The 16735-nt window shown below is 71.6% G+C and carries 18 protein-coding genes and 1 pseudogene; 13 read left to right on the top strand and 6 right to left on the bottom strand.

Annotation, left to right across the window (positions count from 1 at the left end):
* Positions 1-20 precede the first annotated feature (20 nt).
* From OG734_RS07055 to OG734_RS07030, 6 genes and pseudogenes are all read left to right on the top strand, one after another.
* A complete protein-coding gene (locus tag OG734_RS07055; RefSeq protein WP_105971207.1) occupies positions 21-419 on the top strand; it encodes a 6-pyruvoyl trahydropterin synthase family protein in 399 nt (132 codons plus the stop codon).
* On the top strand, positions 416-1669 hold the full coding sequence (locus tag OG734_RS07050; protein WP_443064836.1) for a glycosyltransferase family 4 protein: 1254 nt from the start codon (positions 416-418) through the stop codon (positions 1667-1669). The genes OG734_RS07055 and OG734_RS07050 overlap by 4 nt, the downstream gene beginning before the upstream one ends.
* Positions 1666-1941 (top strand): hypothetical protein, encoded by a 276-nt coding sequence (locus OG734_RS07045; RefSeq protein WP_330286600.1) that lies wholly within the window; start codon positions 1666-1668, stop codon positions 1939-1941. Before OG734_RS07050 ends, OG734_RS07045 begins: the two co-directional genes overlap by 4 nt.
* Positions 1938-2069 (top strand): hypothetical protein, encoded by a 132-nt coding sequence (locus OG734_RS07040; protein WP_330286599.1) that lies wholly within the window; start codon positions 1938-1940, stop codon positions 2067-2069. Before OG734_RS07045 ends, OG734_RS07040 begins: the two co-directional genes overlap by 4 nt.
* Positions 2066-3100 carry a trans-aconitate methyltransferase gene (locus tag OG734_RS07035; protein ID WP_330286598.1) on the top strand — a complete coding sequence of 345 codons (1035 nt, stop codon included), beginning with the start codon at positions 2066-2068 and terminating at the stop codon, positions 3098-3100. Before OG734_RS07040 ends, OG734_RS07035 begins: the two co-directional genes overlap by 4 nt.
* Positions 3097-4218 (top strand): annotated as a pseudogene (locus tag OG734_RS07030) (lysylphosphatidylglycerol synthase transmembrane domain-containing protein); the annotation flags it as partial. The gene OG734_RS07035 and the pseudogene OG734_RS07030, both read left to right, overlap by 4 nt.
* Before the next feature lie 80 nt (positions 4219-4298).
* Here the strand turns inward: OG734_RS07030 and OG734_RS07025 are convergent.
* A complete protein-coding gene (locus OG734_RS07025; RefSeq protein WP_443064835.1) occupies positions 4299-5105 on the bottom strand; it encodes a creatininase family protein in 807 nt (268 codons plus the stop codon).
* A 38-nt stretch (positions 5106-5143) separates the two neighbouring features.
* Here OG734_RS07025 and ribA point away from each other — a divergent pair, with 38 nt between their 5' ends.
* The 6 genes from ribA (at position 5144) to OG734_RS06995 (ending at position 10439) form a co-directional block, all read left to right on the top strand.
* Positions 5144-5800, top strand: coding sequence for a GTP cyclohydrolase II (gene ribA / locus OG734_RS07020; RefSeq protein ID WP_330286596.1), 657 nt, complete (start codon positions 5144-5146; stop codon positions 5798-5800).
* 101 nt (positions 5801-5901) lie between these two features.
* Complete coding sequence (locus tag OG734_RS07015; RefSeq protein ID WP_330286595.1) at positions 5902-6882, top strand: ornithine cyclodeaminase family protein; 981 nt, start codon at positions 5902-5904, stop codon at positions 6880-6882.
* On the top strand, positions 6879-7040 hold the full coding sequence (locus tag OG734_RS07010) for a hypothetical protein (protein ID WP_330286594.1): 162 nt from the start codon (positions 6879-6881) through the stop codon (positions 7038-7040). The genes OG734_RS07015 and OG734_RS07010 overlap by 4 nt, the downstream gene beginning before the upstream one ends.
* Positions 7037-8185, top strand: a complete 1149-nt coding sequence (locus OG734_RS07005; protein ID WP_330286593.1) for an NAD(P)/FAD-dependent oxidoreductase — start codon at positions 7037-7039, stop codon at positions 8183-8185. Before OG734_RS07010 ends, OG734_RS07005 begins: the two co-directional genes overlap by 4 nt.
* Positions 8182-9261 carry a saccharopine dehydrogenase gene (locus OG734_RS07000; protein ID WP_330286592.1) on the top strand — a complete coding sequence of 360 codons (1080 nt, stop codon included), beginning with the start codon at positions 8182-8184 and terminating at the stop codon, positions 9259-9261. The genes OG734_RS07005 and OG734_RS07000 overlap by 4 nt, the downstream gene beginning before the upstream one ends.
* A complete protein-coding gene (locus tag OG734_RS06995) occupies positions 9258-10439 on the top strand; it encodes a saccharopine dehydrogenase family protein (RefSeq protein WP_330286591.1) in 1182 nt (393 codons plus the stop codon). Before OG734_RS07000 ends, OG734_RS06995 begins: the two co-directional genes overlap by 4 nt.
* 54 nt (positions 10440-10493) lie before the next feature.
* Here the strand turns inward: OG734_RS06995 and OG734_RS06990 are convergent, their stop codons facing one another.
* From OG734_RS06990 to OG734_RS06980, 3 genes are all read right to left on the bottom strand, one after another.
* Positions 10494-11720, bottom strand: coding sequence for a serine hydrolase domain-containing protein (locus OG734_RS06990; protein ID WP_330286590.1), 1227 nt, complete (start codon positions 11718-11720; stop codon positions 10494-10496).
* A 60-nt stretch (positions 11721-11780) separates the two neighbouring features.
* A complete protein-coding gene (locus tag OG734_RS06985) occupies positions 11781-13109 on the bottom strand; it encodes an MFS transporter (RefSeq protein WP_330286589.1) in 1329 nt (442 codons plus the stop codon).
* A 77-nt stretch (positions 13110-13186) separates the two neighbouring features.
* Positions 13187-13765, bottom strand: coding sequence for a TetR/AcrR family transcriptional regulator (locus OG734_RS06980; protein WP_330286588.1), 579 nt, complete (start codon positions 13763-13765; stop codon positions 13187-13189).
* 85 nt (positions 13766-13850) lie between these two features.
* Between OG734_RS06980 and OG734_RS06975 the strand changes: the two genes are divergently transcribed.
* Positions 13851-14288: a PPOX class F420-dependent oxidoreductase gene (locus tag OG734_RS06975; protein ID WP_330286587.1), complete on the top strand. Its 438-nt coding sequence runs from the start codon at positions 13851-13853 to the stop codon at positions 14286-14288.
* 158 nt (positions 14289-14446) lie between these two features.
* On the opposite strand, the gene OG734_RS06970 is transcribed toward OG734_RS06975, so the two are convergent.
* Entirely contained in the window at positions 14447-15820 is a 1374-nt protein-coding gene (locus tag OG734_RS06970; RefSeq protein ID WP_330286586.1) for an MFS transporter, read from the bottom strand.
* 203 nt (positions 15821-16023) lie between these two features.
* A complete protein-coding gene (locus tag OG734_RS06965; protein WP_330286585.1) occupies positions 16024-16686 on the bottom strand; it encodes a TetR/AcrR family transcriptional regulator in 663 nt (220 codons plus the stop codon).
* Positions 16687-16735: the final 49 nt, after the last annotated feature.

Below are 16735 nucleotides of genomic sequence, written 5' to 3'. Positions count from 1 at the left end.
CGCACCTGGAGGGTCGTCCGTTGTTCAGCATCACCGTCCGCGATCACATCATGATCGCCCACAGCTTCAGCGGAGAGGTCTTCGGGCCGGCACAGCGCCTGCACGGAGCGACCTTCCTCGTCGACGCCACGTTCCGCCGCGAACAGCTGGACGAGGACAACATCGTCGTCGACATCGGCCTGGCCACCCAGGAACTCGGTGCCGTGGTGAGCGAGTTGAACTACCGCAACCTCGACAACGAGCCCGACTTCGCCGGGATCAACACCTCCACGGAGTTCCTGGCCAAGGTCATCGCCGACCGGCTCGCCGCGCGGATCGAGAAGGGCGCCCTGGGTGAGGGCGCGCGCGGCCTGGCGGGCCTCACCGTCACGCTGCACGAGTCGCACGTCGCCTGGGCGAGCTACGAGCGTGCCCTGTGACCGACACGACCCTCGACCGCGCGGTTCCCCTCTCCCCGGCGGCGCCTTCGGCCGCCCTGGCTCAGGTACAGGTACAGGTACAGGCTCACGTGACCACGCTCAACTACGTGCCCGTGCAGAACGCGGCCCTCAAGAACGCGGCGATCATCCCCATGTCCCTGCGCTCCGTGCACTTCGTGATGCCGGGCGGCGTCGACGACCCCGCCAAGCCGAGCGGCGGCAACGCCTACGACCGGCGGATCAGCCTCGACCTGCCCGGCTTCGGCTGGCAGGTCCACAAGCACGCCGTCGCCGGTGACTGGCCCCGGCCCGGCGCGGACGCCCGCGAGGAACTGGCGCGGACGCTGCGCGAGTTGCCGGACGGCACGGTCGTCCTCCTCGACGGGCTGGTGGCCTGCGGGGTCCCCGAGATCATCGTCCCGGAGGCCGAACGCCTGCGCCTCGCAGTGCTGGTGCACCTCCCGCTGGGCGACGAGACGGGCCTCGACCCGGTCGTCGCGGCGGAGCTGGACGCGTTGGAGCGGACCACCCTGAGGGCGGTCCCGTCGGTGATCGCGACCAGCGACTGGGCCGTCCGACGCCTGGTCTCCCACCACGGACTCGCCCCGGACCGCGTGCACATGGCGGCCCCCGGCGCCGACATCGCCCCCCTCGCCTCCGGCACCGACGGCGTCTCCCGCCTCCTCTGCGTGGCCGCCGTCACCCCGCGCAAGGGCCAGCACCGGCTGGTGGAGGCGCTGGCCGCGGTGACCGACCTGCCGTGGAGCTGCGTCTGCGTCGGCGGGCTCGAACAGGACCCCGAGTACGTCGCCGAACTGCGCACCCTGATCGCGAAGCACGGCCTGCAGGACCGGCTGCACCTGGCCGGCCCCCAGGCGGGCGCCCAGCTCGACGCCAGCTACGCCGCCGCCGACCTGATGGTCCTCACCTCCTACGCGGAGACCTACGGCATGGCGGTCACCGAGGCCCTCGCGCGCGGCATCCCCGTCCTCGCCACGGACGTCGGCGGCCTCCCCGAGGCGGTCGGGCGCGCGCCCGACGGCGGCGTCCCCGGCATCCTCGTACCGCCGGAGAACCCGGCGGCGCTCGCGGCGGAACTGCGCGGCTGGTTCGGCGAGGCGGATGTCCGCCGGCGCCTGAAGGCGGCCGCCAGAGGCCGCCGGGCAGCCCTGGACGGCTGGGCGGCGACGGCACGGAGCCTGGCCGGAGTACTGGGCCGGATCCCCTGGGAACCCCGGAGGGCCGCATGAAAACGGCGATGCCATCAACGGCGACGACGACTTCGGCCGGGTCGGTCTCCGCGCGGGGACGCCGGGCGGCCTCGCTGCGGAGTGCCGTCGGGGGCCGGGGGCGGATCCTCTCGGGAACCTCGGAGAGCGGCCTGCACAAGGGGACGACGACGGCGACCATCCTGGACGCCGACATCGAACTGGTCGCCGCTCGGGGACGCCGGGCGGCTGCGCTGCGGAGTCTCGTTGCGGCGCCGGGGCGGACTCCCCGGGACGCAAGGAGCGCGGCATGAAGAAGACGGCGACGGCCACGACTTCGGTCTGGTCGCAGGCCGGTCGGCGGGCTCTGGTGGTTCTCGTGGGCGCCGATGTCGAGTCGGCTCGGGGTCTGCTTCCCCGGGATGCAAGGAGCGCGGCATGAAGAAGACGACGACGGTCACCGCTTCGGCGGCGTCGGAGATCCAGCGACGGGGACCGGTGACTCCGGTGGACGCGAATGCCAAGCCCGCCGCCGGGATTCCGGCCCAGCCCACGCACCGTGACGTGAAGGCCGGTGCCGGGCCGGTGGGCCCGGGGGAGCGGGGCACCATCCGGCTGCGCGACGCCGGCCCCGACGACCCGCCGCGGTACGCGCCCGACTGGCTGGAGCTGCGCGAGGGCGCCGACGCCGCCGCGCGCTCCGTCGAACTGCTCGACCCCCTGCGCATCCGGCTGGCCAACCTGCCCGGAAAGGCGGGCGGGCGCGTCATCCACGACCTGGGCTGCGGCACCGGCTCCATGGGCCGCTGGCTCGCACCCCGGCTCGACGGCGCCCAGCACTGGGTCCTGCACGACCGCGACCCCTACCTCCTGCACTTCGCCGCCGTGGCCTCGCCGCGCGCCGCCGCCGACGGCAGCCGCGTCACGGTCGAGACGCGGCGCGGAGATGTCGCCCGGCTCACCTCCGACGCGTTGTTCGGCGCCTCGCTGGTCACCGCGTCCGCCCTGCTGGACGTGCTGACCCGTGAGGAGGTCGACGCCCTCGCCACCGCCTGCGCGGGGGCCGGCTGCCCCGCCCTGCTGACCCTGTCCGTGGCCGGTCGCGTCGAATTCGGCACCCCCGACCCGCTGGACGGGGACATCGCCGACGCGTTCAACACGCACCAGCGACGGGGGGGACTGCTCGGCCCCGACGCGGTCACCGCGGCCTGCGAGGCCTTCGACCAGCGGGGCGCGACGGTCCACGTCCACCCCAGCGCCTGGCGTCTCGGCCCCGTGGAGGCCCCGCTCACCGCGGAGTGGCTGCGCGGCTGGGTCGCGGCGGCGGTCGAGGAACGCCCGGCACTGAAGTCCCGCGCCGACACATACCTCGCCGACCGCCTGGAGGCCTGCGCGGCCGGCGAACTCCGGGTCGAGGTCCACCACAGCGACCTTCTGGCCCTGGCCAGGCCGATGAGCGGGCCGACGTCATGAGCGTGCAGACGGTCGACGCGGCGGAGGTCGTGCTGAGGGGCCTCGGGGAAGTCGGGTGCGCGCCGGCGCCCCGACAGGGGAGCGGGGCTGTATCGATCAGCGGCTCCGCCGCGATGGGGGTCCCCCCGCTCGAGCGAAGCCGAGAGTGGGGGAGCGACCGGCCCCCGCCGGCCCGCAGCAAAAGCGCCGCATATCCCGCGGAGCGCTCCTCGGCCGGCCGCGCCGGAGTCATCGGCTTCGTCGGGCCCCGGGACGCCGCCCCGCAGGCATCCAACCCGAGCCGCCTCCGCCGCGCCGCCCGAGCCCTGCGTCCCCACGTCGGCACCCTCGCCGGAGTAACGATTCTCGGCATCCTGCTCTGGCGCCTCGGCACCGGTGTCTTCCTGGACGGGCTGCGCCGGATCGACGTACCGACACTGTTCGTGGGCCTCGGCATCGGACTGCTCACCACCGTGTTCAGTGCCTGGCGCTGGGCCCTGGTCGCCCGCAGCCTGCGCATCAAGCTGCCCCTCGGCCCCGCGGTCGCCGACTACTACCGCTCGCTGTTCCTGAACGCGGCCCTCCCCGGCGGCGTCCTCGGCGACGTGCACCGTGCGGTACGGCACGGGCAGAGCGCCGGTGACATGGGGCGCGGGGTCCGTGCGGTCGTTCTCGAACGGGTCGCCGGACAGATCGCGCTGATCGCCGTCGGCGGAGCGGTGCTGCTCACCCAGCCGTCGCCCGTGCTGGCCGATGCCCGCCGGGTCGCCCTGATGGCGGCCTTCGCCACCGTGGGCGCCGTCGCGGTCGCCGTCGCCGTCCGGATGAACCGCGCCCCGAGCGTCGCGGCCAGAAGGGCGCGGGCTCTGCGCGCCGCGCTCACCGAGGCCCGCGGCGCCCTGCTCTCCCGCGAGAACCTGCCTGGCGTGGCGTTCTCCTCCGTGGTCGTCCTCTCCGGCCACCTCGGGATGTTCGTGGTCGCCGCCCGGGTCGCCGGATCCTCGGCCTCCGTCGCCGAGTTGCTGCCGCTGGCCGTACTGGCGCTGCTGGCGATGGGCCTGCCGCTGAACGTCGGCGGCTGGGGCCCCCGCGAGGGTGTCACCGCCTGGGCGTTCGGCGCGGCGGGGCTGGGCGCCAGCATGGGGCTGAGCGTCGCCGTCGTGTACGGCGTGCTGAGCTTCGTGGCCGCCCTGCCCGGAGCGGTCGTCCTGGTCGTCCGCTACTTCTGGTCGCCGGCCCCGGTAACCGCCCCGGCATCGGCAGCGGTGAGCATCGAGAAATACGCCCCGAAGGACTCGGCGAAGCTGGCCAGCAACGCCTTCCCCTTTTCGGCGGAACCCAGCGAAGGGCGGCCGATGACACCGGAATCGGTGTAACCGGCCATGCCGAGAGTCAGGAGATGCCGGCGGTCGTCGGCGACGAAATCAGAGGTCTCAAAACCGGGACGGAGCAATTCGGGATGAGCGTGCAGAAGGATGGAGGTCTCGATTTCCCCCGCGTGCATGTCGGTGAGCAGCGAGGTCACCACCCCGGCCCGCTCACGCGCCGTCTCCCAGTCCTCCCCGGCCGGGAACAGCGCGATGCGCTCACCACGCGCGGAGGATTCCTGAACGACATTGCCCAGTACGTAGTTTCCGCCGTGTCCGTTGACGACCACCAGGGCGTCCACGCCCGAGCGGCGCAGCGAATCGGCGATGTCCCGTACTACCGCGTGAAGGGTCACGGAGGAGATGCTGACGGTTCCCGGCCAGGCGGCGTGCTCGTGCGAGCAGGCGATGGTCACCGGCGGAAGGAGGTGCACCGGGTATGCGGATGCGATCTCCCGGGCGATGGCACAGGCGACCAGGGTGTCGGTCGTCAACGGAAGGAAGGGACCGTGTTGTTCGAAGCTCCCGACCGGAAGAACCGCGACCTGCGTTGAGACGCCGGCGGCTCGTGTCCGTACGTCTTCCGTAGTGTCCACCGGCAACAGGCCGCCAGTGGGCAACGCTACGGACGCCGTCGACCGTATTCCCGAATCATCCATGTTCTCCCGGCCTTTCGTCTCTGCTTAGGAACCAGATCATGACAGAAAAAATTGGCGTACTCGGCAAAGCCTCCCAGGCCTCGGGAGTGGAACGCGTGGTGAATGCGCCGTTGCCCACCGTGTACGGCGATTTCCAGGCGGTCGGTTACATGGACCACGATCGCGGTGACGAGCAAGTGGCGCTGGTCTACGGCGAGATCGCCCAGGACGACGTTCTCACCAGGCTGCATTCCGAATGCCTGACCGGCGACGCCTTCGGCTCCCAGCACTGCGAATGCGGTGACCAGCTCGACTCCGCGCTGCGCGCGATAGTCGCCGAGGGAAGCGGCATCCTCGTCTACCTGCGAGGGCATGAAGGCCGGGGCATCGGTCTGCTCGCCAAGCTCCGGGCGATGCAGCTCCAGGCGGAGGGCCTGGACACCGTCGAGGCGAACCTCGCGCAGGGCCTGCCGGTGGACTCCCGTGACTACGGCGTCGCGGCGGAGATCCTCCACGACCTCGGTGTCCGTTCGGTGCGCCTGATGTCCAACAACCCGCGCAAGCGCGAGGCGTTGCTCCGCCACGGCATCAAGATCGCCGAGGATGTGCCGCTGCTGATCCCGCCGTGCGAGAACAACATCACCTACCTGCGGACCAAGCGCGAGCGCCTCGACCACGTCCTGCCGCATCTGGACGCGGTGGCGCACTGGTCCTGACGTGACCGGGAGACCCGGCCGGGAGACCTGATCAGGGGGCGCGCCTCACTCGGACGCGCGCGGGGGGTGCCAGAAGCCCCGATTCCGGAAAGGAAGAGGGAATGAACGATGACGTCCTCTTCCTCTCCCGGGACCAGGTGACGGCTCTCCTCGACGCCGACACGGCGATCGCCTCGCAGCGCGCGGCGTTCGGCGCGTTGGGCGCGGGTGGCGCCCGTACGCCTGATCTGCCCGGGAAGATCATGCATCCCAGCCGATTCGACGACAGTGTGGTCTTCGCGTACGTCTCCCGGCTGTCCCGGGACACCGGCGCGGTGGCGAAGTTCGGCAGCGTCAACCCCGGCAACGCGGCGGCCGGCCTGCCGACCGTGCACGCCGTCATCACCGCCCTCGACCCGGTGACCGGCGAACTCGCCGCCGTCATGGACGGCACGGCGGTCACGACCCTGCGCACGGCCGCAGCCAGCGCCGTGGCCTTCGGCGCGCTGTCCAACGCCGACAGTGCCGAACTGGCCCTCATCGGCTCGGGCACCCAGGCACTCGCCCACGCGCGGGCCGTCGCCCGGGTACGGGACCTGAAGTCCGTACGGGTGTGGAGCCCGAACCCGGAGCGGCGCGCGCGGGCGGCGGAACTGCTCGCGGCCGAACTCGGCATCGCCGCCGAGGCGACCGCCACACCCCGGGAGGCGGTGACCGGCGCGTCCCTGGTCGCGGCCTGCACCCTCAGCACCACCCCCGTCGTACGCGGCGCATGGCTCGCACCGGGGTGCACGGTGGTCAGCGTGGGTTCCTTCGAGCCGACCCGCAGCGAGGTCGACGCCGGGGTCGTACGGCGGGCGTCGGCCGTCGTCGTCGACGATCCGGCGACCGCGGCGGAGCACGCCGGACCGGTGGTCGACGCCCTGCGGGACCGCCTTCTTTCCCGCGAGGACCTGATCGGGCTCGGGGAGGTCCTCACCGGCGCGCGGACCGCCCGTACCGGCCCGGACGACATCGTCTTCTACAACAGTGTCGGGCTCGGGGTACAGGACGCGGCGGCGGCCTGGGCCGTCATCCACGCGGCACGGGAGGTGGGGCGATGACGGTTCCCCGGACGGTTGTCGAGGCCCTGCGGGTCGGGCTGCCCGCTCACACGGATCGGCAGGTCCGCACGGGGGTGCGGGCGGCTCGTACGGGCTCCGACGGCCTCGTCTCCTGTGTGGCACCTGTCTCCTGCGCGGCGAAGGGGGTGGCTCGATGACCCCGACGCGGGCGGACGTGGTCGTGATCGGCGGTGGGGTGATGGGCACGAGCATCGCCTACCAGCTGGCCCGGGCGGGTGTACGGGACGTGGTTCTCGTCGAGCGTGACGAACTGGCCTCCGGGTCCACCTCACGCGCGGCCGGCGGGGTCCGGGCGCAGTTCTCCGACGAGCTCAACATCCAGCTCGGGGCGCGGAGTCTGGAGGCGTTCGGGCGGTTCGGGGAGGAGATCGGGCACGACATCGGACTGCACCGGGTCGGCTATCTCTTCCTCCTCTCCACGCCCGAGGACGTCGCGTCCTTCGAGGCGGGGGTGGCGCTGCAGAACGGCCTGGGCGTGCCGAGCCGGATGCTCGCCCCGGCCGAGGCGCAGCGTCTCTCGCCGCTGATCAGCACGGACGGCCTGCTGGCCGCGGCCTACTCGCCCGACGACGGCCACTGCACCCCGGAAGCGGTGGTCCAGGGCTACTCCGCCGCCGCCCGCCGCCACGGCGCCACCGTCCTGCGCCACACCGAGGTCACCGACATCGAACGCGACGGCGACACCATCACGGCCGTCGTCACGGACAAGGGACGCATCGCCACCGACACCGTGATCTGCGCGGCCGGCGCCTGGTCCCGGGCGGTCGGCGCGATGGCGGGCGTGGACCTGCCCGTGGACCCCCTGCGCCGGCAGATCGCGGTCACCGAACCGGTCCCCGGACTGCCGCCGACGCTCCCCATGACCATCGACTTCAGCAGCAGCCTCTACTTCCACACCGAGGGCCCCGGTCTGCTCCTCGGCATGTCCGACCCCGACGAGACGACCGGCTTCGCCACCGACACCCACGACCGCTGGATCCCGCGTCTGTACGAGGCGATGGAACACCGGGCGCCCGCCCTGCTCGACCTGCGCCGCACCGGCGGCTGGGCGGGCCTGTACGAGATCACCCCGGACCACAACGCCCTGATCGGGGAGGCGAGTTCACCCTCCCGCTTCCTCTACGCGACGGGGTTCTCCGGCCACGGATTCCTCCAGGGACCGGCGGTCGGCGAGGTGGTCCGCGACCTCTACCTCGGCCGCGTACCCTTCGTCGACATCAGCCCCTTGAACGCCGGCCGTTTCGCGGCCGATGCCCTGCGCCCGGAGGTCAACCTCGTATGACCGAGCTCCACTTGTGGCTACGCCACGAGACCCGTACGACCGAACGCCGCACGCCCGTCGTCCCGTCCGACGCCCGGCGGCTCGTCGAAGAGGGCGTGCGCCTGACCGTCGAGGAGTCCCCGCAGCGGATCTTCCCGACCCGGGAGTACGAGGCGGTCGGCTGCGGCGTCGCCGACGCCGGGTCCTGGGTCTCCGCGCCCTCGGACGCGGTGATCGTCGGTCTCAAGGAACTCCCGGACCAGCCCGGCGAGTTGCGCCACCGGCACATCTACTTCGGGCACGCCTACAAGGGCCAGCCGGGCGCCGCCGAGCTGCTGAGCCGCTTCGTCGCCGGGGGCGGGGCGCTGCTGGACCTGGAGTACCTGGCGGACGACCGGGGGAGGCGGCTGGCCGCCTTCGGCTTCTGGGCCGGATATCTGGGGGCGGCCCTCGCCGTGCTCCAGCACCGCGGCAAGCTGGCGACTCCGTTGCTGCCGACCACCAAGGAGGCGCTGGAGGCCGAACTCCGGGCACCCGGGACCCGGATGAGCGCGCTGGTGATCGGTGCCCTGGGCCGCAGCGGCCGGGGTGCGCGGGTCGCGCTCGACGAGGCCGGGATCGACCCCACCTGCTGGGACCTGGCCGAGACCCGGAACCTGGACCGACCCGCTCTGCTGGCTCACGAGTTGCTGGTCAACACCGTCCTCACGACGAGCCCGGTGCCGCCCTTCCTGACGGACGGGGATCTGGACACACCCGGCCGCCGTCTGCGCACCCTCTCGGACGTCACCGTCGACGTCGGCTCGCCGATGAACCTTCTCCCGGTGTACGACACCGCCACCACCTGGGACGACCCCGTGCGCCGGCTGCGGGACGAGCTGCCGCTCGACCTGATCGCCATCGACAACCTGCCGTCCCTGCTGCCCCGCGAGGCGAGCGCGGACTTCTCGGCCGCCCTGGTGCCCCAGCTGCTCGACTTCGAGGTGGGCGGCCCCTGGGGGCGCTGTCTGGAACGGTTCGACGAGACATGCCGTGAACTCGGCCTGGTCAAGGGCGAGTCGGGGAGTTCCGGTAGCGACGGAGGAGCCCGCGCATGACTGACACCGTTCCCGCGAGCGGCACGGTCCACTGGATCGGTGTGGGCCTGTCCACGGGCGGCGGACTGGCCGCGCTGTGCGACAGCGACGCCGTACGACACGTACGGGTGTGGCACCGTACGGAGGAGCGTGCGGCCGAGGCGCTGGCCCACCTGGGCCTCACCGGCCGCGCCGAACCCCGCGCCTACACCCTCGCCGCACTCAGCGCCGAACTGGCCCCCGGAGACGTCGTCGTCTCCATGCTCCCCGCCCCCGAACACGCCCCGCTGCTGGCGGCCTGCGTACAGGGTGGGGCTCACTTCGCGTGCTCGAGTTACGTGTCGGATGCGGTACTTGAGCACGTCCCGGCGGCGGAGGCGGCCGGTCTGGTCGTCCTCACGGAGTGCGGGCTCGACCCGGGCATCGACCATCTCTTCGCGCACAGCCTGGTCACCCGCGCCGAGCACGCGATCGGCGCCGGCACGCCGGCCTCGTACCGCCTCACGTCGTACTGCGGAGGCATCCCCGCGGTGCCCAACGACTTCAGGTACCGGTTCAGCTGGGCGCCCGCCGGAGTCCTGAACGCCCTTCGCTCGCCCGCCCGTTACATCGAGGACGGTGCCGAGACCGTCGCCGAGCGGCCCTGGGAGGTGACGCACCCCCATGTGATCGACGGGGAGACCTTCGAGGTGTACCCGAACCGGGACAGCGTGCCGTTCGTCGAGCAGTACGAGCTGCCGTCGGCCTGGCAGGCGCGGACCTTCGTCCGGGGCACCCTGCGCCTGGACGGCTGGCTGAGCGCCTGGAACTCCGTCTTCGAGGAGCTGAAGGGCGGCGACGACGACCGGATCGGCGCCCTGGCAAGGGAGTTGGCGGCCCGGTACCCGACGACTGACGCCGACCGCGACCGCGTGGTCCTTGCCGTCTCCCTTGAGGTGGATGCGGACGCGGAGGGGGCCGGCGATTCGGGGCGCCGGCGGAGCTGGTCCGGCCGCTTTCTCCTCGACGTGGAGGGTGACACGGCCGAGAGCGCGATGGCCAGGTGCGTCTCCCGCACGCTGGCCCTGGGCGTCCGGCACATCCTCGACGGTTCGCTGCCGCCGGGTCTGAGCCGTGCCGCCGAGACGGCACGGCGTTCGGAGGAGTGGCTGAGTGAACTCGGCGGGGAGGGACTGGAGTTCAGGCTCACCGTCGGCTGACGACGGCACGCTCCCCACCTGTTGCTTCTACAACTGCCCACTGCCCACGGGCGACTACTCGGTGACGACCGCCTCGTGCACCAGTCGTTTGAGGTCCTGCCAGTAGGACTGACTCGTCCTGTGTCGCACCTGGGTCATGAACTGCACCGTCAGATCACGGCTCGGGTCGACCCAGAACGTCGTCGTCGCCACCCCGCTCCAGCCGTACGTGCCGAGGCCGGCCGGGGCAGTGGTGCGGCCCGGGTCGATCACGACCGAGACCCCGAGGCCGAAACCGACGCCCGCGTTGCCGGGTTCGTCGTGGGGACGGGCGCCGAAGGTGCGCAGGTCGGCGCCGCCCGGCAGCTGGTTGCGGGTCATCAGGGCCACGGTCTCGGCCGACAGAATGCGGACGCCGTCGAGTTCACCGCCGCGGCGCAGCATCTCCATGAACCGGTGGTAGTCGTGGGCGGTGGCGACGACACCGCCGCTGCCGGACAGGAAGCGGGGCCGGTACTTCAGCGGCAGGCCGAGGGTCGGCTCGATACCGCCGTCCCCTGTCTCCCCGTACAACTCGGCCAGTCGGTCCGCCTGTTCGGCGGTCACCCAGAAGCCCGCGTCCGTCATGCCGAGCGGGCGGAAGACACGGTCGGCGACGAACTCGTCGAGCGGCTGCCCGGAAGCCACTTCGATGACCCGGCCCAGGACGTTCGTGGCGACCGAGTAGTTCCACTGGGTGCCCGGCTCGAACTGGAGCGGCAGGTTCGCGTACACCGCGCAGGTCTCGGCCAGGGTCGAGCCCGGCACCACCGAGGACTCCAGGTTCGCCTCGCGGTAGAGGGCGTCGACGGGGTGCGAGTGGTAGAAGGCGAAGGTGAGGCCCGCCGTATGGGTCAACAGATGCCGGATCAGGAGGGGTTGGGCGGGCCGGGTGACGAGGTCGCTCCCGGAACCGCTCACATACACCTGCGGGTCGGCGAACTCCGGCAGGAAGCGGGACACGGGGTCCGTGAGCGCGAGCCGGCCCTCCTCCAGCAGTATCAGCGCGGCGACCGAGGTGATCGGCTTGCTCATGGAGTAGATCCGCCACAACGTGTCGGACTCGACCGGGAGTGCGGCCGCCCGGTCGCGGTGGCCGTGCGTCGTGAGGTGTGCGACGCGGCCGGCGCGGGCCACGGACACGAGGAAGCCGGGGAGGCGTCCTTCGTCGACAACGTGGGCGAAGTGCTGGTCGAGGCGGTCCAGCGCCTTCGCGTCCAGTCCGACCTCGCTCGGCTCGACCTCTTGTCGCAGCTGTGCCATCGTTCCCCTCCGGTCGCTTGAAGTGCCGTCCTGTCATACCCCGACAGGATCACCTCAGGCCTAAGACCCCCCATGGTGACGCAGGGACCCGACAGGCGTCGCCTTCGCGTCGCCCATGACCGGCAGTTTTCGGGCGGCGAGTACGCCGACGAGGGCCACGCCCGCGAGCACGGGCAACGCGGTCCGCAGTCCGTCGGTGGCGGTGGCGAGCGTGGCCGCCGTGGCCACCCCGAGGACCGGGCCGACGTTCATCGCGGTCTGCTGCAACCCGCCCGCCACCCCTGCGGACCCGGCCGGGACATGCCGTACGACGACGGCTGTCGCGGTCACCATCACGGCGGCGAAACCTGCTCCGAGCAGCAGGAATCCACCGCCGACAGCCACCGTCCCGGACGCCCGGGACAGTATGAGCACGCCCAGCGCGAGCATGACCAGACCGGCCACGGTCGTACGCCGGGCCCCGTACCGACGCAGCAGCACGGCGGCCACGGGTGCCCCCAGCACCATCGCCACGCCGCCGGGCAGCGCGGCCAGACTCGTGCGCAACGGGTCCATGCCCAGCTCGTCCTGGAGTACGTAGCTGGCCACGAAGAGTGTGCCGAACATCGCAGCCGACGCGGCCACGAGAATGCCCAGCGCGGCGCCCACGACCACCGATCCGAGCACGTCGGGCGGCAGCAGCGGGTCACCCGTACGCCGCTCATGGCGTACGAGGACGAGGCCCGCGCCCGTCGCCGTGAGCAGCCCGAGGACGCCTGATGTGCTCCAGCCGTGCTCCGGGACACCGACGAGCGTGTGCACCAGGCAGGCGAGGGACAGCGCAAGCAGCGCGGCGCCGGGGAGGTCGAGCCGCCCCTGTCCGGGTTCGGGTGACCGGCGAGGGCCGGGAGCACGGACGGCCAGCGCCAGGACGCCCAGCACCAGCGCCGGTACGACATTGAGGAAGAACACCGCCCGCCAGCCCACCTGGGTCACCAGGACACCGCCCACCAGCGGACCGGCCGCCGCGGCCACCCCGATCGCACTGGTCCGCAGCGCGATCGGCATCCCGAGCCGCTCGGGCGGGAACGCGGCGCGCAGCATCCCGAGCGTGGCGGGTTGCAGCAGCGCGCCGAAGACCCCCTGAACGGCCCGCAGTCCGATCACCCAGCCCACCCCGGACGCGAACCCGATGCCCGCCGACACCGCCCCGAACCCCAACACCCCGATGGCGAACAGCCGTTGATGCCCATACCGGTCGCCGAGCCGCCCGGCGAACACGAGGAGGCTCGCCACCGCGATGAGATACGTGGTGCTCGTCCACTGGACCTCGGCGAACGAGGCGTGCAGTTCCCGTTGCAGGGTGGGCTGCGCGATGGTCAGCACGGTGCCGTCGAGAGCGACGACCACCGCCCCGATCACACTGCTCGCGAGAGCACTGCGCCTTCCCGGGGGACGACTCCCGGACCCCCGGACCCGATGCGCGCTCACCGCTCCTCCGGTCCGAGGTGCGCGTCGAGGGCCGTACGCAGCAGGGGTGCGAAGTCGTCGGCGCCCGTGGTGAGTTGGAGGCTGCCCCAGGTCCACAGCTGGGCGATGCCGTAGAGGTTCGCCAGCAGTGACCCGGCGAGGAGCCGGGCGTCGGCCTCCGGCCGGGCCTGCCCGACGAGATCCACCAGCTGGGCGAAGACGGGCAGGCTGGCCTCACGCAGCCCCAACGTGTTGCTCTCCAGCAGGTCGTGACGGAACATCAGCTCGTGCATGCCCCGGTTGGCGAGCGCGAAGTCGAGGTACACGCGCCCGAGGACGGCGATCTGCTCCCGGGGTCCCGCCGTACCGCGCCCACTGTCCTCGATCGCCTGTGCCCCCCTGGCCGCCAGCTCGGTGAAGCCGCGGCGGGCGATGGCGGACAGCAGCTCCAGGTGGGTCGGGAAGTAGCGGCGAGGGGCGCCGTGCGAGACGCCGGCGCGGCGGGCGATCTCCCGGAGGGTGAGCGCGTGCACGCCTTCCGAGGTCACCAGGTCGACGCCGACATCGATCAGGCGGGTACGCAGGGAATCGCTCATAGACACTGTCTACCAGCACCGAGTAGACAGTGTCTACTCGGTGTGAATCGGAATGAAAGGGCGGTGGCGTTCTGTTGAGCGAGACATGACTCAGGACGACGCGCAGGACCCGCTGCTGAAGCTGCTCTCCGAGTACGACGGCGGAGTGCTGGTCACCCTCAAGGCCGATGGCCGTCCCCAGCTCTCGAACGTCAACCACGCCTACGACCCCGACGAACGTGTCGTCCGTGTCTCCCTCACCGACTCCCGCGCGAAGACCCGCAACATGCGCCGGGACCCGAGGGTCTCCTACCATGTGACCAGCGCTGACCGCTGGACGTACACCGTGGTCGAGGGCGTGGCCGACCTGACGCCCGTGGCGCGGGACCCGTACGACGAGACCGTCGAGGAACTGGTCCGCCTCTACCGGGCCGTGCGGGGCGAACATCCCGACTGGGACGACTACCGCGCGGCGATGGTCCGGGACGGGCGGCTCGTGCTGCGGCTCAGGGTGGAGCGGGTGTACGGCATTCCGCGCAGCTGAGCGCCCCGATGGAAGCGCGGTGAGGAACCTGTGGGCCGGTTGGGGCTTCTCGCGCGGTTCCCCGCGCCCCTTTCGGGGCACGCGTGCGTGCCGGCCGCCCCTGATATGCCCAAATCCCCGAACAGCGCATTGCTGTCGGGGACTTGGGAGGGGGAGGCTCAGGCCGACACGGTCTCGCGCGTCGCGAGGTTCTCGGCGCCGCGCTCGCCGAGCCGCTCCGTCGGCACCCGGTGGGTCTCGCGCGCCGTGATCGCGGCCAGCACCGGTGGGATGCACAGGGCCGCCGTGAACAGGGCGACGGAGAACCAGTCGTCCCCGTCCGGACCGGCGATCTCCGCGGCGAAGGTGACCGCGAAGCCGGCGACTGCGAAGCCGATCTGTGTGCCGATCGCCATGCCCGACAGGCGTACCCGGGTCGAGAACATCTCGCCGTAGAAGGAGGGCCACGTGGCGTTCGCGGCGCTGTAGACCAGGCCGAAGGTGGCGATGCCGAGGACCAGGATCAGCGGGTACGAGCCCGTGGAGATCGCCCACAGGTAGACGAACATCATGACCCCGCTGCCGGCGGCGCCGGCCAGGAACACCGGGCGGCGGCCGATGCGGTCGGAGAGCGTGGCCCAGAGCGGAATCGCGGCCAGCGCGACCAGGTTGGCGAGCGCGGCCACCCACAGCATGGACGAGCGGTTCATGCCGACCAAGTCGCTGGTCGCGTACGCCAGCGCCCACACCGTGAAGATCGTGGAGACCGAGGCGACCAGTGCGCCCGCGATCACCCGCAGGACGTCCGCCCAGTGCTCGCGCAGCAGGATCAGCAGCGGCATCTTCACGACACCCTCGGCGGCGGCCTGCCGGGCGAAGGCCGGGGTCTCCTCCAGCTTGCGGCGGATGACATAGCCGACGACGGCGACCGCGATGCTCAGCCAGAACGGCACACGCCAGCCCCAGGACAGCAGCTGGTCCTCGGGCATCGCGGCGATCGGGATGAAGACCAGCGTGGCGAGGAGCTGCCCGCCCTGCGTGCCGCTCAGGGTGAAACTGGTGAAGAAGCCGCGCCGGTTCGGCGGGGCGTGTTCGAGCGTCATGGAGTTGGCGCTGGCCTGCTCTCCGGCGGCCGAGATGCCCTGGAGGACGCGGCAGAGCACGAGCAGGACCGGGGCGAGGGTGCCGACCTGGTCGCGGGTGGGCAGACAGCCGATGAGGAAGGTCGACAGGCCCATCAGGATCAGCGTGAAGACCATGATCTTCTTGCGGCCGACCCGGTCACCGAAGTGCCCGAGGAAGAGCGCGCCGACGGGGCGGGCGGCGTACGCGACACCGAACGTGCCCAGCGACAGCAGGGTCGCCGTGGCCGGGTCGGACTCGTCGAAGAAGACCTTGGGGAAGATCAGGGCGGCCGCACTGCCGTAGATGAAGAAGTCGTAGTACTCCAGCGCGCTGCCGATCCAGGCGGCCGTGGCGGCCTTCCTCGGCTGGCCACCCGGCGGGGCGTCCAAGGGTGCTGCGGGGTCGCGGGGTGCGACGGAATCCGCCACGGCGTGCTCCTTCGAGGGAACTCCAACATAGGTGGAGTGAGCGGAGGGGAGGGAGAGATGCCGGATCCCTGGGGTGATGGGACGGCCATGCCGGGAGCTGCCCGGCTAATTAACCCACTGGTTAGTTAGTAGCGGTTGGCTACGGATGTTGCGCCCACGTTTCCCGGGTGTCAAGAGGCCGCGGCGAAGGATCTTGCCCCGTGTCAGGCCGTGCGGTCCGCCGTCAGATAGGCGATGACCATGTCCCCGAGCATCGCCCGGTAGTGCTCCCGCTGGTCCGGGGCCGTCAGGTCACGGCCGAACAGCGCGCCGAAGGTGTGCCGGTTGGACACCCGGAAGAAGCAGAAGGAGCTGATCATGGCGTGCAGGTCCACGGCGTCCACCTCGGCCGTGAACAGGCCCGACTTGCGGCCCGACTCCAGGATCCGGTGGATCACCTCCAGCGCGGGCGAGCCGATCTTCCCGAGCTGCTCGGAGGCGGCGATGTGCTCGCCCTCGTGGATGTTCTCGATACTCACCAGGCGGATGAAGTCGGGGTGCGCCTCATGGTGGTCGAAGGTGAGCTCCGCCAGGCGTCGGATGGCCGCGACCGGGTCCAGGTGCTCGACGTCGAGGTCCTGTTCGGCCTGCCGGATCGCGGAGTACGCGCGCTCCAGGACGGCTGTGAACAGCTGCTCCTTGCCGCCGAAGTAGTAATAGATCATCCGCTTGGTGGTGCGGGTGAGGGCGGCGATCTCGTCCACCCGGGCGCCCGCCAGGCCGGCTCGGGCGAACTCCTTGGTGGCCACGTCGAGGATCTCGGCCCTGGTCCGGACGGCGTCGCGGATGCGCCCGTGTGTGTGTGCCGGTTCTTCGACGCTGGTCATCGGGTTCCTTCGGGCGAGGGGCCAGTCCCGTGATTCTAGAAGCCCTCGT

The organism is Streptomyces sp. NBC_00576 (assembly GCF_036345175.1).
Lineage (GTDB): Bacteria > Actinomycetota > Actinomycetes > Streptomycetales > Streptomycetaceae > Streptomyces.
The sequence above is the reverse complement of the archived record's forward strand: the minus strand, read 5'-3'. Positions and strand labels throughout refer to the sequence as shown.

What these genes read in the sequence shown, in the direction of transcription:
- OG734_RS07045 (WP_330286600.1), top strand. Translation starts at nt 1,666, where the DNA reads ATGAAAACGGCGATGCCATCAACGGCGACGACGACTTCGGCCGGGTCG.
- OG734_RS07040 (WP_330286599.1), top strand. Translation starts at nt 1,938, where the DNA reads ATGAAGAAGACGGCGACGGCCACGACTTCGGTCTGGTCGCAGGCCGGT.
- OG734_RS07035 (WP_330286598.1), top strand. Translation starts at nt 2,066, where the DNA reads ATGAAGAAGACGACGACGGTCACCGCTTCGGCGGCGTCGGAGATCCAG.
- OG734_RS07025 (WP_443064835.1), bottom strand. Translation starts at nt 5,105, where the DNA reads ATGGATGATTCGGGAATACGGTCGACGGCGTCCGTAGCGTTGCCCACT.
- ribA (WP_330286596.1), top strand. Translation starts at nt 5,144, where the DNA reads ATGACAGAAAAAATTGGCGTACTCGGCAAAGCCTCCCAGGCCTCGGGA.
- OG734_RS07015 (WP_330286595.1), top strand. Translation starts at nt 5,902, where the DNA reads ATGAACGATGACGTCCTCTTCCTCTCCCGGGACCAGGTGACGGCTCTC.
- OG734_RS07010 (WP_330286594.1), top strand. Translation starts at nt 6,879, where the DNA reads ATGACGGTTCCCCGGACGGTTGTCGAGGCCCTGCGGGTCGGGCTGCCC.
- OG734_RS07005 (WP_330286593.1), top strand. Translation starts at nt 7,037, where the DNA reads ATGACCCCGACGCGGGCGGACGTGGTCGTGATCGGCGGTGGGGTGATG.
- OG734_RS07000 (WP_330286592.1), top strand. Translation starts at nt 8,182, where the DNA reads ATGACCGAGCTCCACTTGTGGCTACGCCACGAGACCCGTACGACCGAA.
- OG734_RS06995 (WP_330286591.1), top strand. Translation starts at nt 9,258, where the DNA reads ATGACTGACACCGTTCCCGCGAGCGGCACGGTCCACTGGATCGGTGTG.
- OG734_RS06990 (WP_330286590.1), bottom strand. Translation starts at nt 11,720, where the DNA reads ATGGCACAGCTGCGACAAGAGGTCGAGCCGAGCGAGGTCGGACTGGAC.
- OG734_RS06980 (WP_330286588.1), bottom strand. Translation starts at nt 13,765, where the DNA reads ATGAGCGATTCCCTGCGTACCCGCCTGATCGATGTCGGCGTCGACCTG.
- OG734_RS06975 (WP_330286587.1), top strand. Translation starts at nt 13,851, where the DNA reads ATGACTCAGGACGACGCGCAGGACCCGCTGCTGAAGCTGCTCTCCGAG.
- OG734_RS06965 (WP_330286585.1), bottom strand. Translation starts at nt 16,686, where the DNA reads ATGACCAGCGTCGAAGAACCGGCACACACACACGGGCGCATCCGCGAC.